Source organism: Serratia marcescens subsp. marcescens ATCC 13880, from assembly GCF_017299535.1.
Classification (GTDB): Bacteria; Pseudomonadota; Gammaproteobacteria; order Enterobacterales; family Enterobacteriaceae; genus Serratia; species Serratia marcescens.
Genome location: NZ_CP071238.1, coordinates 2,853,224 through 2,868,753, shown reverse-complemented (window position 1 = coordinate 2,868,753; position 15,530 = coordinate 2,853,224). Strand labels below are relative to the sequence as shown.

15 protein-coding genes, 2 tRNA genes and 4 other RNA genes are annotated in these 15,530 nt (G+C 55.7%); 9 read left to right on the top strand and 12 right to left on the bottom strand.

Annotated elements, in window-relative coordinates:
* The first annotated feature begins 4 nt into the window (after nucleotides 1-4).
* Genes mnmH through J0F90_RS13670 form a run of 3 tightly spaced genes read left to right on the top strand, consistent with a single transcriptional unit; the run spans nucleotide 5 to nucleotide 3,332 of the window.
* Entirely contained in the window at nucleotides 5-1,114 is a 1,110-nt protein-coding gene (gene mnmH / locus J0F90_RS13680) for a tRNA 2-selenouridine(34) synthase MnmH (protein WP_033641401.1), read from the top strand.
* Entirely contained in the window at nucleotides 1,114-3,039 is a 1,926-nt protein-coding gene (locus J0F90_RS13675; RefSeq protein WP_016927481.1) for a DNA topoisomerase III, read from the top strand. The genes mnmH and J0F90_RS13675 overlap by 1 nt, the downstream gene beginning before the upstream one ends.
* On the top strand, nucleotides 3,036-3,332 hold the full coding sequence (locus J0F90_RS13670; RefSeq protein ID WP_033640115.1) for a YnjH family protein: 297 nt from the start codon (nucleotides 3,036-3,038) through the stop codon (nucleotides 3,330-3,332). Before J0F90_RS13675 ends, J0F90_RS13670 begins: the two co-directional genes overlap by 4 nt.
* Nucleotides 3,333-3,353: 21 nt before the next feature.
* Here the strand turns inward: J0F90_RS13670 and J0F90_RS13665 are convergent, their stop codons facing one another.
* The 11 genes from J0F90_RS13665 to J0F90_RS13615 form a co-directional block, all read right to left on the bottom strand.
* Complete coding sequence (locus J0F90_RS13665) at nucleotides 3,354-3,755, bottom strand: pyrimidine (deoxy)nucleoside triphosphate diphosphatase (RefSeq protein WP_033640116.1); 402 nt, start codon at nucleotides 3,753-3,755, stop codon at nucleotides 3,354-3,356.
* Between the two features lie 44 nt (nucleotides 3,756-3,799).
* Complete coding sequence (gene xthA, locus J0F90_RS13660) at nucleotides 3,800-4,606, bottom strand: exodeoxyribonuclease III (RefSeq protein WP_004932192.1); 807 nt, start codon at nucleotides 4,604-4,606, stop codon at nucleotides 3,800-3,802.
* Between the two features lie 101 nt (nucleotides 4,607-4,707).
* Nucleotides 4,708-5,280 (bottom strand): LOG family protein, encoded by a 573-nt coding sequence (locus tag J0F90_RS13655; RefSeq protein ID WP_004932190.1) that lies wholly within the window; start codon nucleotides 5,278-5,280, stop codon nucleotides 4,708-4,710.
* Between the two features lie 192 nt (nucleotides 5,281-5,472).
* A non-coding RNA gene (locus J0F90_RS13650) (RtT sRNA) lies at nucleotides 5,473-5,600 on the bottom strand.
* 48 nt (nucleotides 5,601-5,648) lie between these two features.
* Nucleotides 5,649-5,776, bottom strand: a non-coding RNA gene (locus J0F90_RS13645) — RtT sRNA.
* A gap of 48 nt (nucleotides 5,777-5,824) precedes the next feature.
* Nucleotides 5,825-5,952, bottom strand: a non-coding RNA gene (locus J0F90_RS13640) — RtT sRNA.
* A 48-nt stretch (nucleotides 5,953-6,000) separates the two neighbouring features.
* Nucleotides 6,001-6,085 (bottom strand) — tRNA-Tyr (locus J0F90_RS13635).
* Between the two features lie 96 nt (nucleotides 6,086-6,181).
* Nucleotides 6,182-6,269: non-coding RNA, RtT sRNA (locus tag J0F90_RS13630), on the bottom strand.
* A 29-nt stretch (nucleotides 6,270-6,298) separates the two neighbouring features.
* A tRNA-Tyr gene (locus J0F90_RS13625) sits at nucleotides 6,299-6,383 on the bottom strand.
* 175 nt (nucleotides 6,384-6,558) lie between these two features.
* Complete coding sequence (gene purU / locus J0F90_RS13620) at nucleotides 6,559-7,407, bottom strand: formyltetrahydrofolate deformylase (RefSeq protein ID WP_016927485.1); 849 nt, start codon at nucleotides 7,405-7,407, stop codon at nucleotides 6,559-6,561.
* 68 nt (nucleotides 7,408-7,475) lie between these two features.
* Complete coding sequence (locus J0F90_RS13615; protein WP_016927486.1) at nucleotides 7,476-7,940, bottom strand: YchJ family protein; 465 nt, start codon at nucleotides 7,938-7,940, stop codon at nucleotides 7,476-7,478.
* Between the two features lie 118 nt (nucleotides 7,941-8,058).
* Between J0F90_RS13615 and rssA the strand changes: the two genes are divergently transcribed.
* The 5 genes from rssA (at nucleotide 8,059) to J0F90_RS13590 (ending at nucleotide 13,613) form a co-directional block, all read left to right on the top strand.
* Nucleotides 8,059-8,961 carry a patatin-like phospholipase RssA gene (gene rssA / locus J0F90_RS13610; RefSeq protein WP_016927487.1) on the top strand — a complete coding sequence of 301 codons (903 nt, stop codon included), beginning with the start codon at nucleotides 8,059-8,061 and terminating at the stop codon, nucleotides 8,959-8,961.
* Nucleotides 8,962-9,064: 103 nt separating this feature from the next.
* Complete coding sequence (gene rssB / locus J0F90_RS13605) at nucleotides 9,065-10,078, top strand: two-component system response regulator RssB (protein ID WP_004932178.1); 1,014 nt, start codon at nucleotides 9,065-9,067, stop codon at nucleotides 10,076-10,078.
* A gap of 213 nt (nucleotides 10,079-10,291) precedes the next feature.
* Entirely contained in the window at nucleotides 10,292-11,209 is a 918-nt protein-coding gene (gene galU / locus J0F90_RS13600; protein WP_015378094.1) for a UTP--glucose-1-phosphate uridylyltransferase GalU, read from the top strand.
* 40 nt (nucleotides 11,210-11,249) lie between these two features.
* Entirely contained in the window at nucleotides 11,250-12,593 is a 1,344-nt protein-coding gene (locus tag J0F90_RS13595; protein WP_028127468.1) for a UDP-glucose dehydrogenase family protein, read from the top strand.
* 9 nt (nucleotides 12,594-12,602) lie between these two features.
* A complete protein-coding gene (locus J0F90_RS13590; protein WP_033640117.1) occupies nucleotides 12,603-13,613 on the top strand; it encodes an NAD-dependent epimerase in 1,011 nt (336 codons plus the stop codon).
* Nucleotides 13,614-13,800: 187 nt separating this feature from the next.
* Here the strand turns inward: J0F90_RS13590 and hns are convergent, their stop codons facing one another.
* Nucleotides 13,801-14,208, bottom strand: coding sequence for a histone-like nucleoid-structuring protein H-NS (gene hns, locus J0F90_RS13585; RefSeq protein ID WP_004932170.1), 408 nt, complete (start codon nucleotides 14,206-14,208; stop codon nucleotides 13,801-13,803).
* A gap of 699 nt (nucleotides 14,209-14,907) precedes the next feature.
* Between hns and J0F90_RS13580 the strand changes: the two genes are divergently transcribed.
* Nucleotides 14,908-15,492: a thymidine kinase gene (locus J0F90_RS13580; RefSeq protein WP_015378091.1), complete on the top strand. Its 585-nt coding sequence runs from the start codon at nucleotides 14,908-14,910 to the stop codon at nucleotides 15,490-15,492.
* Nucleotides 15,493-15,530 lie beyond the last annotated feature (38 nt).

Sequence of the window (15,530 nt, the reverse complement as noted above, 5' to 3'; positions counted from 1 at the left end):
CAAGATGCAAGGCAGGCCGGACAGCGCCGATTATCAACGCATTTTTCTGCAGGACGTGCCGCTGATTGACGTGCGCGCGCCGATCGAGTTTCAGCAAGGCGCCTTCGCTCAGGCGGTGAACCTGCCGCTGATGGTCGACAGCGAGCGGCAGGCGGTGGGCACCTGCTATAAGCAGCATGGTCAGCAAGCGGCGATCGCGCTCGGCCACAGCCTGGTGAACGGCAAACTGCGCGAACAGCGCGCCGCCGCCTGGCTGGCGGCCTGTGCGCAGCGACCCGAAGGCTATATTTACTGCTTCCGCGGCGGGTTGCGCTCGCAGTTGGTGCAGCAATGGCTGCATGAGGCCGGCGTCGAGTACCCGCGTATCACTGGCGGTTATAAGGCGCTGCGCAATTATCTGCTGGGCGTGTTGGCGCAAAGCGCGGCGTTGCCGATGACCCTGGTGGGCGGCAATACCGGCAGCGGCAAGACGTTGCTGGTCAACGAACTGGCCGACGGCGTCGATCTGGAAGGCGCGGCGCGCCATCGCGGTTCATCTTTTGGCCGAACGCTGGCGGGGCAAAGCTCACAGATCGATTTTGAGAATCGTCTGGCTGTGTTATTGCTGAAAAAACAGCATGGTGGCAGCCGCCGTTGGGTGCTGGAAGACGAAGGGCGGATCATCGGCAGCAACAATCTGCCGTTGCCGTTGTTCAACGGCATGCAGCAGGCGCCGGTGGCGGTGATCGACGATCCGTTCGATATTCGTCTGGCGCGCCTGCAGGCCGAATATATCGACGGGATGCGCGAACAGTTCGAACAGGCCTATGGCATGGAAGAGGGCTGGCGACAGTACGACGACTATCTGCACCACGGCCTGTTCGCCATACGCCGCCGCCTGGGGCTGGAACGCTTCCAGCAACTGACGCAGCGGCTGGAAGCGGCGCTGCGGGCACAGCGGCTCAGCGGCCAGGGCGAGGCGCACCGTGAGTGGTTGGCGCCCCTGTTGCAGCAGTACTACGATCCGATGTATTGCTATCAGTTGGAAAAGAAAGCCCAGCGGATTGTCTTCCGCGGGAACTATGCAGAAGTAAGAGAATTCTTGATGACGTTCAGCCAGAAAAACGGTGATTAATGCGACTGTTCATAGCCGAGAAACCGAGTTTGGCGCGCGCCATTGCCGACGTCTTGCCCAAGCCGCATCGCCGCGGCGACGGGTATATCGCCTGCGGCAACAACGACGTGGTGACCTGGTGCGTCGGCCACCTGTTGGAACAGGCTCAGCCTGACGCTTATGACAGCCGCTATGCGCGCTGGTCGTTGGCGGATCTGCCGATCATCCCCGAAAAATGGCGCTTGCAGCCGCGGCCGTCGGTCAGCAAACAGCTCAACGCCATCAAAAAGTTGCTGCTTGAAGCCGATGAAGTGGTTCACGCCGGCGACCCGGATCGCGAAGGGCAACTGCTGGTGGATGAGGTGCTGGACTACCTGGATTTGACGGCGGAAAAGCGCCAGAAGGTGCGCCGCTGTCTGATCAACGATCTCAACCCGCAGGCGGTGGAGCGCGCGGTTGAACGCCTGCGCGACAACCGTGATTTCATTCCGTTGTGCGTGTCTGCGCTGGCGCGTTCGCGCGCCGACTGGCTGTACGGCATCAATATGACCCGCGCCTACACGCTGCTGGGCCGCAACGCCGGTTACGACGGCGTGCTGTCGGTAGGCAGGGTGCAGACGCCGGTGCTCGGATTGGTGGTACGGCGTGATGAAGAGATCGAAAACTTCGTGCCAAAAGACTTCTTTGAGGTCAAGGCGCACATCGTCACGCCGAAAGAAGAACGCTTCGTGGCGCTGTGGCAGCCCAGTGAGTCCTGTGAGCCTTATCAGGACGAAGAGGGGCGTTTGCTGCACCGGCCGTTGGCGGAGCACGTGGTCAAGCGCATCGAAGGCCAGCCGGCGCTGGTCACGTCTTATAACGATAAACGGGAATCCGATACTGCGCCGCTGCCGTTTTCGCTCTCCACGCTGCAAATCGAAGCGGCCCGGCGTTATAACCTCAGCGCCCAACAGGTGCTGGACGTTTGCCAGCGGCTGTACGAAACCCATAAATTGATCACCTATCCGCGTTCCGACTGTCGCTACCTGCCGGAAGAGCATTTCGCCGGCCGCCATGCGGTGCTGAACGCCATCAGCGTGCACCAGCCTGAACTGTACCCGCAGCCGGTGATCGACAGCGATCGCCGCAACCGCTGCTGGGACGATAAGAAGGTCGATGCGCACCACGCCATCATTCCCACCGCCCGCGCCGGCAAGATTAATCTGACGCAGGATGAACGGAACGTGTATGGGCTGGTGGCGCGCCAGTATCTGATGCAGTTCTGTCCGGATGCGGTATTCCGCAAATGCGTGATCGAGCTGGATATCGCCGGCGGCAAATTTATCGCCAAGGCGCGATTCCTGGCGGAAGCCGGCTGGCGTACGCTGCTGGGCAGTAAGGAGCGCGACGAGGAAAACGAAGGTGCCCCGCTGCCGGTGGTGGCTAAAGATGATGAGTTGTTGTGCGAGCGCGGTGAAGTGGTGGAGCGCCAGACGCAGCCGCCGCGGCCGTTTACTGACGCCAGCCTGTTGTCGGCCATGACCGGCATCGCGCGGTTCGTACAAGATAAAGCGCTAAAGAAAATCCTGCGGGCGACCGATGGTTTAGGAACGGAAGCGACGCGAGCGGGGATCATCGAATTGCTGTTCAAACGGGCGTTTCTGTACAAGAAGGGACGCTATATTCACTCCAGCGAAACCGGGCGCGCGTTGATTCACTCGCTGCCGGATCTTGCTGCGCGTCCTGATATGACGGCCAACTGGGAAGCCACGCTGACGCAAATCAGCGAGAAATCCTGCCGTTATCAGGACTTTATGCAGCCGTTGGTCGGCACGCTGCAAGAGCTGATTTATCAGGCTAAGCAGAGCCGGGCGAGCATGGCGTTTCGTGGGTTGCCGCCGCCGCCTTCCAGCGGAGGCAAAAAACGCAGGAAAAGCGCCGGCAAGGCGCAGGAGAAGAGTGAATGAAACGCGGACTCAATGGGGTGCTGGCTGCCGCTGCCCTGATGTTTTCCGGCCTGGCCGCCGCCAACCGGGGCGATGTGGACGTGGTGTTGCCGGTTTCGCCGGAGATTTGGGGGACGGCGAAAAACGGCGCCAATTCGCCACCGGCGCAGCCCTGCAACCGCTGTTGCGTCTACCAGAATCAAAACTATTCCGAAGGCGCGGTGCTCAAAGTGGAAGGGGAAGTGCTGCAGTGTGTGCGTGAGCCTAACACTATCGGCACCAACCCCTTGATTTGGGTGCGATTAAAGAAGTGACTATGTAACCTATCGCCGCGCTCAGCGTGAATCGCCTTGCGCGGCGATATACTCCGCCAGCAGTGGAACGTCAGCGGGTGCCAGAGCGTATTCCTGCGCCTGTTGCGGCGTGACCCAGACCAGCGCCGAGTGGCAGCGCTGTTGCAGTTCACCGGAGAACTCTGCGACTTGCCAGGCGTGCAGCCGGATGAGGCGTTCGCCTTGCTGCCACTGATTGCTGCCCACATAGTTGCCGATACGGGCGCAAATCCCCAATTCTTCATCCAGCTCGCGCGCCAGCGCCTCTGGCTGGTTTTCGCCGGCTTCAACCTTGCCGCCGGGAAACTCCCACAGACCGGCCTGATCGCTGCCTGCGCCGCGCTGGGCCAGCAAAATGCGGCCATTCTGTTCCAGAATGGCGGCTACCACGTCGATAATTTTCATTGGCTTCACAGAGTAAAACCCCGGCGAGCGCCGGGGTGATGGGGTTACAGCGTAAATTCCGCCCAGACCGGCGCATGGTCGGAAGGTTTCTCCATGCCGCGGGTTTGGTAATCGATGCCGGTGGCGATGCAGCGCGAAGCCAGCGGGGTGCTGGCCAGCAGCAGATCGATACGCAGGCCGCGGTTGTCATCGAACCCTTTGGAGCGGTAGTCGAACCATGAGAACTCGTCGTTGCGCCCCGGGTTGGCGTGGCGGTAGGTATCGACCAGGCCCCAGTTCAGCAGGCGATCCATCCATTCGCGCTCTTCCGGCAGGAAGGAGCATTTACCGGTGCGCAGCCAGCGTTTGCGGTTGTCTTCGCCGATGCCGATATCGTAATCGCTGGGGCTGATATTCATGTCGCCCATGATCAGCACCGGGGATTCCGCCGATAGCTGCTGCTCCAGGTAGTTTTGCAGATCCTGATAAAAGCGTGTTTTAGCCGGGAATTTGATCGGGTGGTCGCGGCTTTCACCTTGCGGGAAGTAGCCGTTGATCACCGTCAGTGTGCCCTGCGGCGTAGCCAGATCGGCCATGATGATGCGACGCTGCGCGTCTTCTTCATCGGTTGGGAAACCGCGGCGCACGGCCAGGGGCTCCGCTTTGGTCAGCAGCGCCACGCCGTAATGGCCTTTTTGCCCGTGATAGAACACGTGATAGCCGTGCTGGCTGACTTCTTCCAATGGGAACATGTCATCGTGAACTTTGGTTTCCTGCAGACCGATCACGTCGGGCTGGTGCTGTTCGATAATTGCCGCCAGCTGATGCGGACGCGCGCGCAGTCCATTGATATTAAAAGAGACAAACTTCATGAGCGGTGCCGTCTTCACGAGAAAAATGTGCTGTGATAGTAGCAGAGTTTGGCGGGAAATGTAACGCAGACAGCGGTGGGACCGCTGACTGCGCAGCAGGTTTATTTCGCCCAGCGGTCGTAATTTTTAGGTTGATAGTCGTCAAACTGTTGCAGCAGCGTCTGTGCCGATTCGCTGATGTGCAGGGTGCCGAGATAGTCGTGACGCATAAAGCCCTGATCGGCGACGTGCTCGAGGAACTGGCTCAGCGGGCGGTAGAATCCGTTGACGTTCAGCAGGCCGACCGGCTTGTTGTGATAGCCGATTTGCCCCCAGGTCCAGATTTCAAACAGCTCTTCCAGCGTGCCGATGCCGCCGGGCAGGGCGATAAAACTGTCCGCCAGCGCCGCCATACGGGCTTTGCGCGTATGCATGTCTGGCACTACTTCCAGTTCAGTCAGGCCACGATGCGCCGTTTCCGCTTCAACCAGGCGCTCGGGGATAATGCCGACCGCTTCACCGCCTGCGGCCAACACCGCGTCCGCCACGATCCCCATCAATCCTTTTTTGCCGCCGCCGTAGATTAAACGGCGCCCCTGTGCGGCCAGCAGTTGCCCCAGTTGACGAGCCTGCTCGGCATAAGCGGGATTGACGCCTTCGCTGGCGCCACAAAAAACGCAAATATTGTTTCGCATCCACCTGTTCCTTACTGCACTAAAGAAGCCAGTGGTATAGCGAATTGTCGGCCGGAGTTCAAGTTACGGCTGGGAGAGAGGAACAAAACGGTTGGATGAAAGCGGTTAATAAGGGGAGATAACTTGATTTATTGATATGAGCACATTAGATGCAACGTGTTTTAAGTAGGGTTTGGGATTTTCTTCAAGGGATGGTGGTGGGGGAAGGATGATTCGTCGCTGCGCGACTCACCCTGCGGGCCGCGCTAAAGCGCGTTGTCTCACTGCGTGAGACTCGAACCTCGGTCGAAGCTTCTCATCCTTCCCCAATGCGGAGCATTATGGAGGCGATGTGCTTGTAATTCGGTTTGGGGATTTTCTGTAAGAGATGGTGGTGGGGGAAGGATGATTCGTCGCTGCGCGACTCACCCTGCGGGCCGCGCTAAAGCGCGTTGTCTCACTGCGTGAGACTCGAACCTCTGTCGAAGCTTCTCATCCTTCCCCAATGCGGAGCATTATGGAGGCGATGTGCTTGTAATTCGGTTTGGGGATTTTCTGCAAGAGATGGTGGTGGGGGAAGGATGATTCGTCGCTGCGCGACTCACCCTGCGGGCCGCGCTAAAGCGCGTTGTCTCACTGCGTGAGACTCGAACCTCTGTCGAAGCTTCTCATCCTTCCCCAATGCGGAGCATTATGGAGGCGATGTGCTTGTAATTCGGTTTGGGGATTTTCTGCAAGAGATGGTGGTGGGGGAAGGATTCGAACCTTCGAAGTCTGTGACGGCAGATTTACAGTCTGCTCCCTTTGGCCGCTCGGGAACCCCACCATGGTATTCATGGATTTACAAATTGTTGTTCCGGTTTCATCCGGAAGAAACCTGGCCGGTTTCTTTACTGCGTCTTCGCTCCTGGCGGAGAAAAGATGGTGGTGGGGGAAGGATTATTCGTCACTTCGTTCCTCACCCTTCGGGCCGCGCTAAAGCACGTTATCCTTCCCTTTCTGATTCGCTTTAACCCAATGCGTATCAGCAACGAAAAGATGGTGGTGGGGGAAGGATTCGAACCTTCGAAGTCAGTGACGGCAGATTTACAGTCTGCTCCCTTTGGCCGCTCGGGAACCCCACCATATACATGGCTATTTAACTGGCCTTGCTTGCGAGAGCGCTGTCTCGGTAAGCGGGGCGCATCATATCAAATGAAGCGGATGTGTAAAGTATTGAAATGCAGAAAATGAATCGTTTGCCGTTTTTTTATTCTTGGCGGTGCATCCCTGAACGAAATGCACCGATTTATTGAACGATTACAGAATAACGGTGCGGTTGCCGTAGACGAAGACGCGCTGCGCCAGCACCTGATACAGGGCGCGGCTGAGCACATTTTTCTCCACGTCGCGGCCGGCGCGCATCATATCCTCGGCGGAATAGGTGTGATCGACGTGGATCACGTCCTGCATGATGATCGGGCCTTCGTCGAGATTGTCGTTAACGTAGTGGGCGGTGGCGCCGATGATTTTTACCCCGCGTTCGTAGGCCTGGTGATAAGGCCGCGCGCCGATAAACGCCGGCAGGAACGAATGGTGAATGTTGATTACCTGATTCGGATAATGTTGCACGAAGGCCGGAGTCAGCACGCGCATATATTTGGCCAGCACCACGTAATCCGGCTGATATTGATCGATCTTGGCCGTCATTTCGCGGTCGTGCTGTTCGCGCGTCAAGCCTTCGTGGCTCACCAGATGGAAAGGAATATCGAAACGCTCCACCAGCGATTGCAGCGTGTCGTGGTTGCCGATTACGGCGGCGATCTCAACGTCGAGGCCGCCATAGGCGCTTTTCATCAACAGATCGCCCAGGCAGTGCGCCTCTTTGGTGACCAGCACCACGATGCGCCGGCGCCCGGTGCTGTGCAGTTCACGCAGCGAACCTTCCGGCAGGGCGCTGTCCAGATCGGCCAGCAGCGTGTTGTCGTTGAAAATGCCTTCCAGCTCGGTGCGCATGAAGAAACGCCCGGTGCGGTGATCGACGAACTCATTATTCTGGACGATATTGAGTTCGTGCTTGTAACAGATGTTGGTGATCTTGGCGATCAGCCCTTTGGCGTCCGGGCAGATGGTGCGTAACACTTTCCGTTGTACATTTTGGTGCGGCATGGGTTTGAGGATCCTGTCTGATACTGAACGGCCTGTCTGCGCAGGCGTAAACGTGAAGCGCCGGCCGGCTAGCGCCCGCAGCACTTCTTGTATTTTTTCCCTGAGCCACAGGGACACATCGCATTTCGGCCGGGCTGGGGTTTGGTGCCGTCGATATAATACCAACGTTGATCGCGACGAAGGAAGCGCGAGCGCTCATGCATCGCCTGCGGTTCGCCGCTTTCGCCATCGGTGAAACGGGCGATGAATTCGACGAAGCCTTCATCCGGCTCATGACCGGCTTTCTCTTCCACGATGGTCAGGCCCAGCCACTCGGTATTCTTAAAGCTGTCGACGATTGCATTGCGCCACGCTTCGGCGCCACAGTCGGGGTGCCAGGTGGCGATCAAATAGTCGACGTTATGATTCACGTAGGCGGTGAAGCGTGAACGCATCAGTTGGCCGGGCGTCGGCGCCGGCTGACTGCCGCTGATAAAAGGGGCGCAGCACGCGTTATACGCCAGTCCGCTGCCGCATGGGCATGATTCGGGCAAAATGACTCCTGATAAAACGAGGCTGAAAATGAATTTAGCGCATATGTTACCTAACAATATTCGTCAGTGACAATCTACCCTGAAAGCAGGGAACACCGTTTACCGAGAGGATGGCGCTATGCGGCAAATCAAGATCGGACTGGCGCTGGGAGCGGGCTCGGCTAAAGGCTGGGCGCACATCGGCGTGATCAATGCGTTAAAGAAGCTGGGGATTGAGGTCGATATCGTTGCCGGCTGCTCTGTCGGCGCGTTGGTGGGCGCCGCGTTCGCCAGCCATCGCCTGCCGGCGATGGAGCAGTGGGTGCGATCGTTCAGCTATTGGGACGTGATTCGCCTGATGGATTTTTCCTGGCAGCGCGGCGGCCTATTGCGCGGCGAGCGGGTGTTTAACGCCGTCGGACAGCTGCTGAAGATCAATGATATCGCCGATTGTGCGTTGAAGTTCGGTGCCGTGACGACCAATCTCAGCACCGGGCGTGAGCTGTGGCTGACCGAAGGCGATATTCATCAGGCGATACGCGCCTCCTGCAGCATGCCTGGCCTGTTGGCGCCGGTATGGGCCGACGGCTATTGGCTGGTGGATGGCGCGGTGGTCAATCCGGTGCCGGTGTCGCTTTGCCGCGCCATGGGCGCCGATATCGTCATTGCGGTCGATCTGCAGCATGACGCGCACCTGATGCAGCAGGACCTGTTCTCGATACGTATCGAGGAAGAAAGCCCGAACGATGCGCCTGCGGCTACCTGGCGCGGGCGTCTGCGGGAACGCGTCGGCAGAATGCGTAAGCGCAAACCGGCGACGGCGCCGACGGCGATGGAGATTATGAGCACATCGATTCAAATGCTGGAAAATCGCCTGAAGCGCAACCGGATGGCGAGCGATCCGCCGGATGTCTTGATCCAGCCTTTTTGCCCGCAAATCTCAACGCTGGATTTCCACCGCGCCGATGAAGCGATCGAGGCGGGGTTGCTGGCGGTTGAAAAACAACTGGATCGGTTGTTGCCGTTGATAAAAAATAGATAATTCTCGGTTCTTGGTTGGCAATGCGCAGTTGGTCTGTTTCAGACGAGCATAAGTGACCTTTTTGAGCCACTATTACACTATGGAAAGGGACGAGGCTCGGCTGATGGCATTACCACTCACTCACAAGCGCATCTTGATCGTTGAGGACGAACAGGTTTTTCGTTCCGTGCTGGTCGGTTATCTGACCTCGCTGGGCGCTGAAACCGGCGAGGCGACCAACGGTTTACAGGCGCTGAGTGCCGTCGATGACTTCAAGCCGGATCTGATTCTGTGCGATCTCGCGATGCCGGAAATGGGCGGTATCGAATTTGTTGAACATCTGCGTTTGCAGGGGCTGCAGATCCCGGTGCTGGTGATCTCGGCCACCGACAAGATGGCGGACATCGCCAAGGTGCTGCGGTTGGGCGTGCAGGATGTGCTGCTCAAGCCGCTGACCGATCTCAATCGCCTGCGTGAAGCGGTGCTGGCGTGTTTATACCCCAATATGTTCACCTCCCAGGCGATTGAAGAGGTTGAACTGTTTCAGGACTGGGATGCGTTGAGCAAAAATCCTTCCGAAGCCGTCAAACTGCTTAAGCAACTGCAGCCGCCGGTACAGCAGACCATTGCGCATTGCCGGATCAACTATCGGCAGTTAACCACCGGCGAAAATCCCGGCCTGGTGCTGGATATCGCCGCCTTGTCAGAAAAGGATCTGGCATTCTATTGTCTGGACGTCACGCGTGCCGGCGATAATGGCGTATTGGCGGCATTGCTGTTGCGCGCATTATTTAATGGGCTGCTGCAGGACCATCTGGCTAATCAACAGCATCGTTTGCCGCAAATGTCGGCATTGTTAAAGCAGGTTAATCAATTATTGCGGCAGGGGAAATTAGACGGTCAATTCCCTCTGTTGTTGGGATATTATCACGCCGAAAATAAAAACCTGATTCTGGTTTCCGCCGGGCTGCATGCCAACGTCAATACCGGTGACAATCAAATCCAGTTGAGCAACGGCGTGCCGCTGGGGACGCTGGGGGCTACCTACATGAATCAGATCAGCCAGCGTTGTACCGCCTGGCAATGTCAGGTATGGGGCAGCGGTGGCCGATTGCGACTGATGCTCAGCGCTGAATAGCAGGCAGCGATCGGCGCGATCTTAAGCTATTTACTTATCTGTAATTAAACCGTTTATTTATTCTCCGGATTATCCGAACGGGTAATAGTCCTAAATGTTTTCTATTTGTGTTCTGGTTAATGCTCGGCGCGCATAAGCTGGTATACTCCGAAGGTTTTTTTATATCGAGCCCAAGCTCATAAAATGAGCGCTTTAGCTTTAAGAGAGGAAATAATGCCTGCTGTAAATCGCAAAGTCAGAAAAGCCGTGATCCCGGTTGCAGGCTTGGGTACGCGGATGTTGCCGGCCACCAAAGCCATTCCGAAAGAAATGCTGCCGCTGGTTGATAAACCTCTGATCCAATACGTCGTCAATGAGTGCATTGCGGCGGGGATTAACGAGATTGTGCTGGTCACCCACTCCTCCAAGAACTCGATCGAAAACCATTTTGATACCAGTTTCGAACTCGAAGCGATGCTGGAAAAACGCGTCAAGCGCCAATTGCTGGACGAAGTGCAGTCGATCTGCCCGAAAGGCGTTACCGTGATGCAGGTTCGTCAGGGTAATGCCAAAGGCCTGGGGCACGCGATTATGTGTGCCTACCCGATGGTGGGCGATGAACCGGTCGCGGTGGTGCTTCCGGATGTGATCCTCGACGAATACAGCGCCGATCCGAAAAAAGACAACCTGCATGAAATGCTGCAGCGCTTCGAAGCCACCGGCGTCAGCCAGATCATGGTTGAACCCGTGCCGCATAAGGATGTCGGAAACTACGGCGTAGCCGACTGTAAGGGCGTTGATTTGCAACCGGGCGAAAGCGCGCCGATGGTCAGCGTGGTTGAGAAACCGTCGCCGGATAAAGCCCCTTCCAACCTGGCGATTGTCGGTCGTTATGTGTTGTCCGCCGATATTTGGCCGCTGTTGGCGAAAACGCCTCCAGGCGCCGGCGATGAAATTCAGCTGACTGACAGCATCGAAATGCTGATGCAGCAGGAAACGGTGGAAGCGTATCACCTGAAAGGCGTGAGCCATGACTGCGGTAACAAACTGGGTTACATGCAGGCCTTCGTGGAGTACGGCATGCGTCATGCCAGCCTGGGCAAAGAGTTTTCTCAGTGGCTGCAGCAGGTTGTTGCCGCTGACAAGAAGTGATTTGATCTTTCGTCTTAATTTGAAAAACTAGGATTTTCACATGAAAGTAACAGTTTTTGGTATTGGTTATGTGGGGCTGGTACAGGCCGCCGTGCTGGCTGAAGTTGGCCATGACGTTATGTGCATCGATGTTGACGAGCGAAAAGTCGAGAACCTGAAAAAAGGGAATATCCCGATTTTTGAACCGGGCCTGACGCCGCTGGTACAGCAAAACTATGAGGCCGGGCGCCTGCATTTCACCACCGATGCCAAAGCGGGTGTGGCGCACGGGAATATCCAGTTTATCGCCGTCGGTACGCCGCCGGATGAAGACGGTTCCGCCGATCTGAAATATGTCACCGCGGTGGCGCGCACCATCGCCGAGCACATGACCGATCGCAAAGTGGTGATCGACAAATCTACCGTGCCGGTCGGCACGGCGGACAAAGTGCGTCAGGTGATGGCGGAAACGCTGGCAAAACGCGGCAGCAACGTGCCGTTTGACGTGGTGTCCAACCCTGAATTCCTGAAGGAAGGCGCTGCGGTGGCTGACTGCATGCGCCCTGAGCGCATCGTTATCGGTACCGATAATAAAGAGGTGATCGAGCCTATTCGCGAGCTGTACGAGCCGTTTAACCGCAATCACGATCGTATGATCATGATGGATATCCGCAGCGCGGAGCTGACCAAATATGCCGCCAACTGCATGCTGGCGACCAAAATCAGCTTTATGAACGAAATGTCCAACCTGGCGGAAATGTTGGGCGCGGACATCGAGAAAGTGCGTCAGGGCATCGGTTCCGATTCACGCATTGGTTATCACTTCATCTACCCTGGCTGTGGCTACGGCGGTTCTTGCTTCCCGAAAGATGTTCAGGCGCTGATCCGCACGGCGGAGCAGATCGGTTACCAACCGAAGCTGTTGCAGGCGGTAGAGCAGGTCAACTACCAACAAAAAGACAAGCTGAACAGCTTTATCAAAGACTATTTCGGCAGCGATTTGAAGGGCAAAACCTTCGCACTGTGGGGCCTGGCGTTCAAGCCGAATACCGATGACATGCGTGAAGCGTCCAGCCGTGTGCTGATGGAGCAGCTGTGGGCTGCCGGCGCCACCGTCCAGGCCTACGATCCGGAAGCGATGAACGAAGTTCAGCGCATCTATGGCCAGCGCGACGACCTGAAGCTGATGGGTACCAAAGAGGCTGCGTTGCATGGCGCCGATGCTCTGGTGATCTGCACCGAATGGCAGAATTTCCGCGCGCCGGACTTCGATGTGATCAAGAGTGCGTTGAAACAGCCGGTGATCTTCGATGGACGTAACCTGTACGATCCTGAGCGTTTGGCGAATCGCGGCTTTACCTACTATGCGATTGGCCGCGGTGCCTCGATTAAACCGGTTATTTAAGGAGTGGGCATGAAATTCCTGGTTACAGGCGCCGCAGGGTTTATTGGTTATCACGTTGCAGAGCGTTTGTTGACCGCCGGGCATCAGGTTGTCGGCATCGATAACCTGAATGACTATTATGACGTGGGCCTGAAAATGGCCCGTCTGGACAGGCTGGCGGATAAGCCGGGATTCCGCTTCATCAAGCTGGATTTGGCCGATCGTGAGGGCATGGCGGCATTGTTCGCCGAGCATCAGTTCCAACGAGTCATTCATTTGGGTGCCCAAGCCGGCGTGCGTTATTCGCTGGTCAACCCGTTGGCTTATGCGGACGCTAACCTGATCGGTCATTTGAACGTTCTGGAAGGCTGCCGTCATAATAAGGTCGAGCATTTACTTTACGCTTCCTCCAGCTCTGTTTATGGCCTCAATCGCAAGTTGCCGTTTGCTACCGAAGATTCTGTCGACCACCCTGTGTCACTGTATGCGGCAACCAAAAAAGCCAATGAGCTGATGTCACACAGTTACGCTCATTTATACGGTCTCCCGACGACGGGGCTACGCTTCTTTACCGTATATGGTCCCTGGGGGCGTCCGGATATGGCGCTGTTCAAGTTTACCAAGGCCATATTGGCGGGGGAGAGCATCGATGTATATAACCACGGTGAAATGCACCGTGACTTTACTTACATTGATGATATCACCGAGGCGATTGTGCGGCTGCAGGCGGTTATTCCGCAGGCAGATCCGTCATGGACCGTTGAACAGGGATCGCCGGCGACCAGTTCCGCGCCGTATCATGTTTATAATATCGGCAATAACACCCCCGTTAAACTGATGGAATATATCACGGCGTTGGAGCAGGCTTTGGGGGTAACTGCCCGCAAGAATATGCTGCCAATGCAACCTGGCGACGTGATGGATACCAGCGCGGATACCGCAGAGCTTTATCGTGACATTGGTTTTAAGCCGGAAACCAGCGTTGAAGAGGGGGTGAAGCGCTTTGTTGATTGGTATAAGGCATTCTACCAGGTTCAATAATTGAACGAGGGTATATGCGAAAAAGGGGCCTTAGGGCCCTTTTTTTTACGCTGGAACCTCATGCAAGGAACAAAATGCGAATTAGGATATTTACTAAAAGGAAAGGGATGAGGCAGGATCACGTCGATAAGCTTTAAAATGAAAAGGCCCCCCGCAGGGAGCCTTTCAGATACGGGCTGAATCGCTATTACAGCAGGAAATCGTCCAGAGATTTACCTTGCTCTTCGATAGCTTTCTTAATCACCGCAGGAGTACGGCCTTGGCCGGTCCAGGTTTTCAATTCGCCGTTTTCGTCTTTATATTGGTATTTAGCAGGACGTGCTGCGCGTTTTGCTTTACCGGCAGCCTTGTTGGCAGCCATGGTTTGCAGCAGTTCATTCGGATCGATACCGTCAGCAATCAGCATTTCGCGGTATTGCTGCAGTTTACGGGTGCGTTCTTCGATTTCTGCTTGAGCCTGGCTGTCTTCTTCGCGACGTTCGTTCACAACAACTTCCAGTTTCTCGAGCATTTCTTCCAGCGTTTCCAGTGTGCATTCTCTTGCCTGGGCGCGCAGAGTGCGGATGTTGTTCAAAATCTTTAATGCTTCGCTCATTGTCCTAGTCTCAAATTATATTGGTGGGGGGCGTCTCGATAATAATAGAGCGCTATTTTCTTTTCTGCAATAGCCAAATTGACTTGAATACTCAAATTTACCTTTTAAAAAACCGTTAATCGGATCTGTCCGACTAATATAGGAAGGGCTGTTAACTATTACCCTTGTCGCACTTAAGTCAAAATTTCAACAGGCATGCTTTAAAAGGCGCGTGTCGCAAGGCTTTCATCGATAAGTTATCGCCGTAATTTATATCAATATTACAATGGGTTCTGTGGGCTTAATCACGTCATGGCTAGGCAGACATTGTAAACAATAGGGGTATATAGGTAAAGATTGCGTCAGGAAACGTCGGGGATAGCGAAGGTGATTAAATGCCCTGTATTGGCCCCGAGTATAATAGACTGGCGCGCCGTTGCGGTTGCGGCACCCGCCGCGGTGAAACCGCGATTATGCATTAATGGGCAAATGATCGCGGTTAACCATTAGCAAGAATTAATAGTGATGACAGGCATACATTATCCTGTAAATAGCTGTAAAAGGAACGGGCCGACAGAACGATATGTTTCGCTTGAAAGCGCATTATTACGGCGAACGCAATATTCGTTCGCTTTGGGCTGAGCCTGGGGGCGGCTTATGGTACACTTACCGTCCTAATCGACATTTGAATATTTCTTATACCATCGGAGTTGCGGGGCCATGGCTCAACTTTATTTTTATTACTCTGCGATGAATGCCGGCAAGTCCACCGCGCTGCTACAGTCTTCATATAACTATCAAGAACGTGGTATGCGCACGCTGGTGTTCACTGCGGAGATCGATCACCGCTTTGGCGTAGGTAAGGTCAGCTCGCGCATCGGTTTATCCTCGCAGGCCCAGCTCTATAACAACGACTCGATGCTGTACGCCATGATTCAGCAAGAGCATCAACAGCAGCCGGTGCATTGTGTGCTGCTGGATGAAAGCCAGTTCCTGACCAAGGCGCAGGTTGAGCAATTGTGCGATGTGGTGGACCAACTGGACATTCCCGTATTGTGCTACGGCCTGCGTACCGATTTTCTCGGTGAGCTGTTTACCGGCAGCCAATATTTGCTGGCCTGGGCCGATAAGCTGGTGGAATTGAAAACCATCTGTCACTGTGGGCGCAAAGCCAATATGGTGTTGCGTTTGGATGAAAACGGCCAGGCGATGCACGCCGGTGAGCAGGTGGTGATTGGCGGTAACGAGAGCTATGTCTCCGTCTGCCGCAAGCATTATAAAGAGGCGATTCACTCCCTGGAATAGGGGAGAAAACGCCGCCAAAGCCCGCTGAGGCGTTTTGG

Coding starts and splice junctions, on each gene's coding strand:
- mnmH (WP_033641401.1), top strand. CDS start 5: ATGCAAGGCAGGCCGGACAGCGCCGATTATCAACGCATTTTTCTGCAG.
- J0F90_RS13675 (WP_016927481.1), top strand. CDS start 1,114: ATGCGACTGTTCATAGCCGAGAAACCGAGTTTGGCGCGCGCCATTGCC.
- J0F90_RS13670 (WP_033640115.1), top strand. CDS start 3,036: ATGAAACGCGGACTCAATGGGGTGCTGGCTGCCGCTGCCCTGATGTTT.
- J0F90_RS13665 (WP_033640116.1), bottom strand. CDS start 3,755: ATGAAAATTATCGACGTGGTAGCCGCCATTCTGGAACAGAATGGCCGC.
- xthA (WP_004932192.1), bottom strand. CDS start 4,606: ATGAAGTTTGTCTCTTTTAATATCAATGGACTGCGCGCGCGTCCGCAT.
- J0F90_RS13655 (WP_004932190.1), bottom strand. CDS start 5,280: ATGCGAAACAATATTTGCGTTTTTTGTGGCGCCAGCGAAGGCGTCAAT.
- purU (WP_016927485.1), bottom strand. CDS start 7,407: ATGCCGCACCAAAATGTACAACGGAAAGTGTTACGCACCATCTGCCCG.
- rssA (WP_016927487.1), top strand. CDS start 8,059: ATGCGGCAAATCAAGATCGGACTGGCGCTGGGAGCGGGCTCGGCTAAA.
- rssB (WP_004932178.1), top strand. CDS start 9,065: ATGGCATTACCACTCACTCACAAGCGCATCTTGATCGTTGAGGACGAA.
- galU (WP_015378094.1), top strand. CDS start 10,292: ATGCCTGCTGTAAATCGCAAAGTCAGAAAAGCCGTGATCCCGGTTGCA.
- J0F90_RS13595 (WP_028127468.1), top strand. CDS start 11,250: ATGAAAGTAACAGTTTTTGGTATTGGTTATGTGGGGCTGGTACAGGCC.
- J0F90_RS13590 (WP_033640117.1), top strand. CDS start 12,603: ATGAAATTCCTGGTTACAGGCGCCGCAGGGTTTATTGGTTATCACGTT.
- hns (WP_004932170.1), bottom strand. CDS start 14,208: ATGAGCGAAGCATTAAAGATTTTGAACAACATCCGCACTCTGCGCGCC.
- J0F90_RS13580 (WP_015378091.1), top strand. CDS start 14,908: ATGGCTCAACTTTATTTTTATTACTCTGCGATGAATGCCGGCAAGTCC.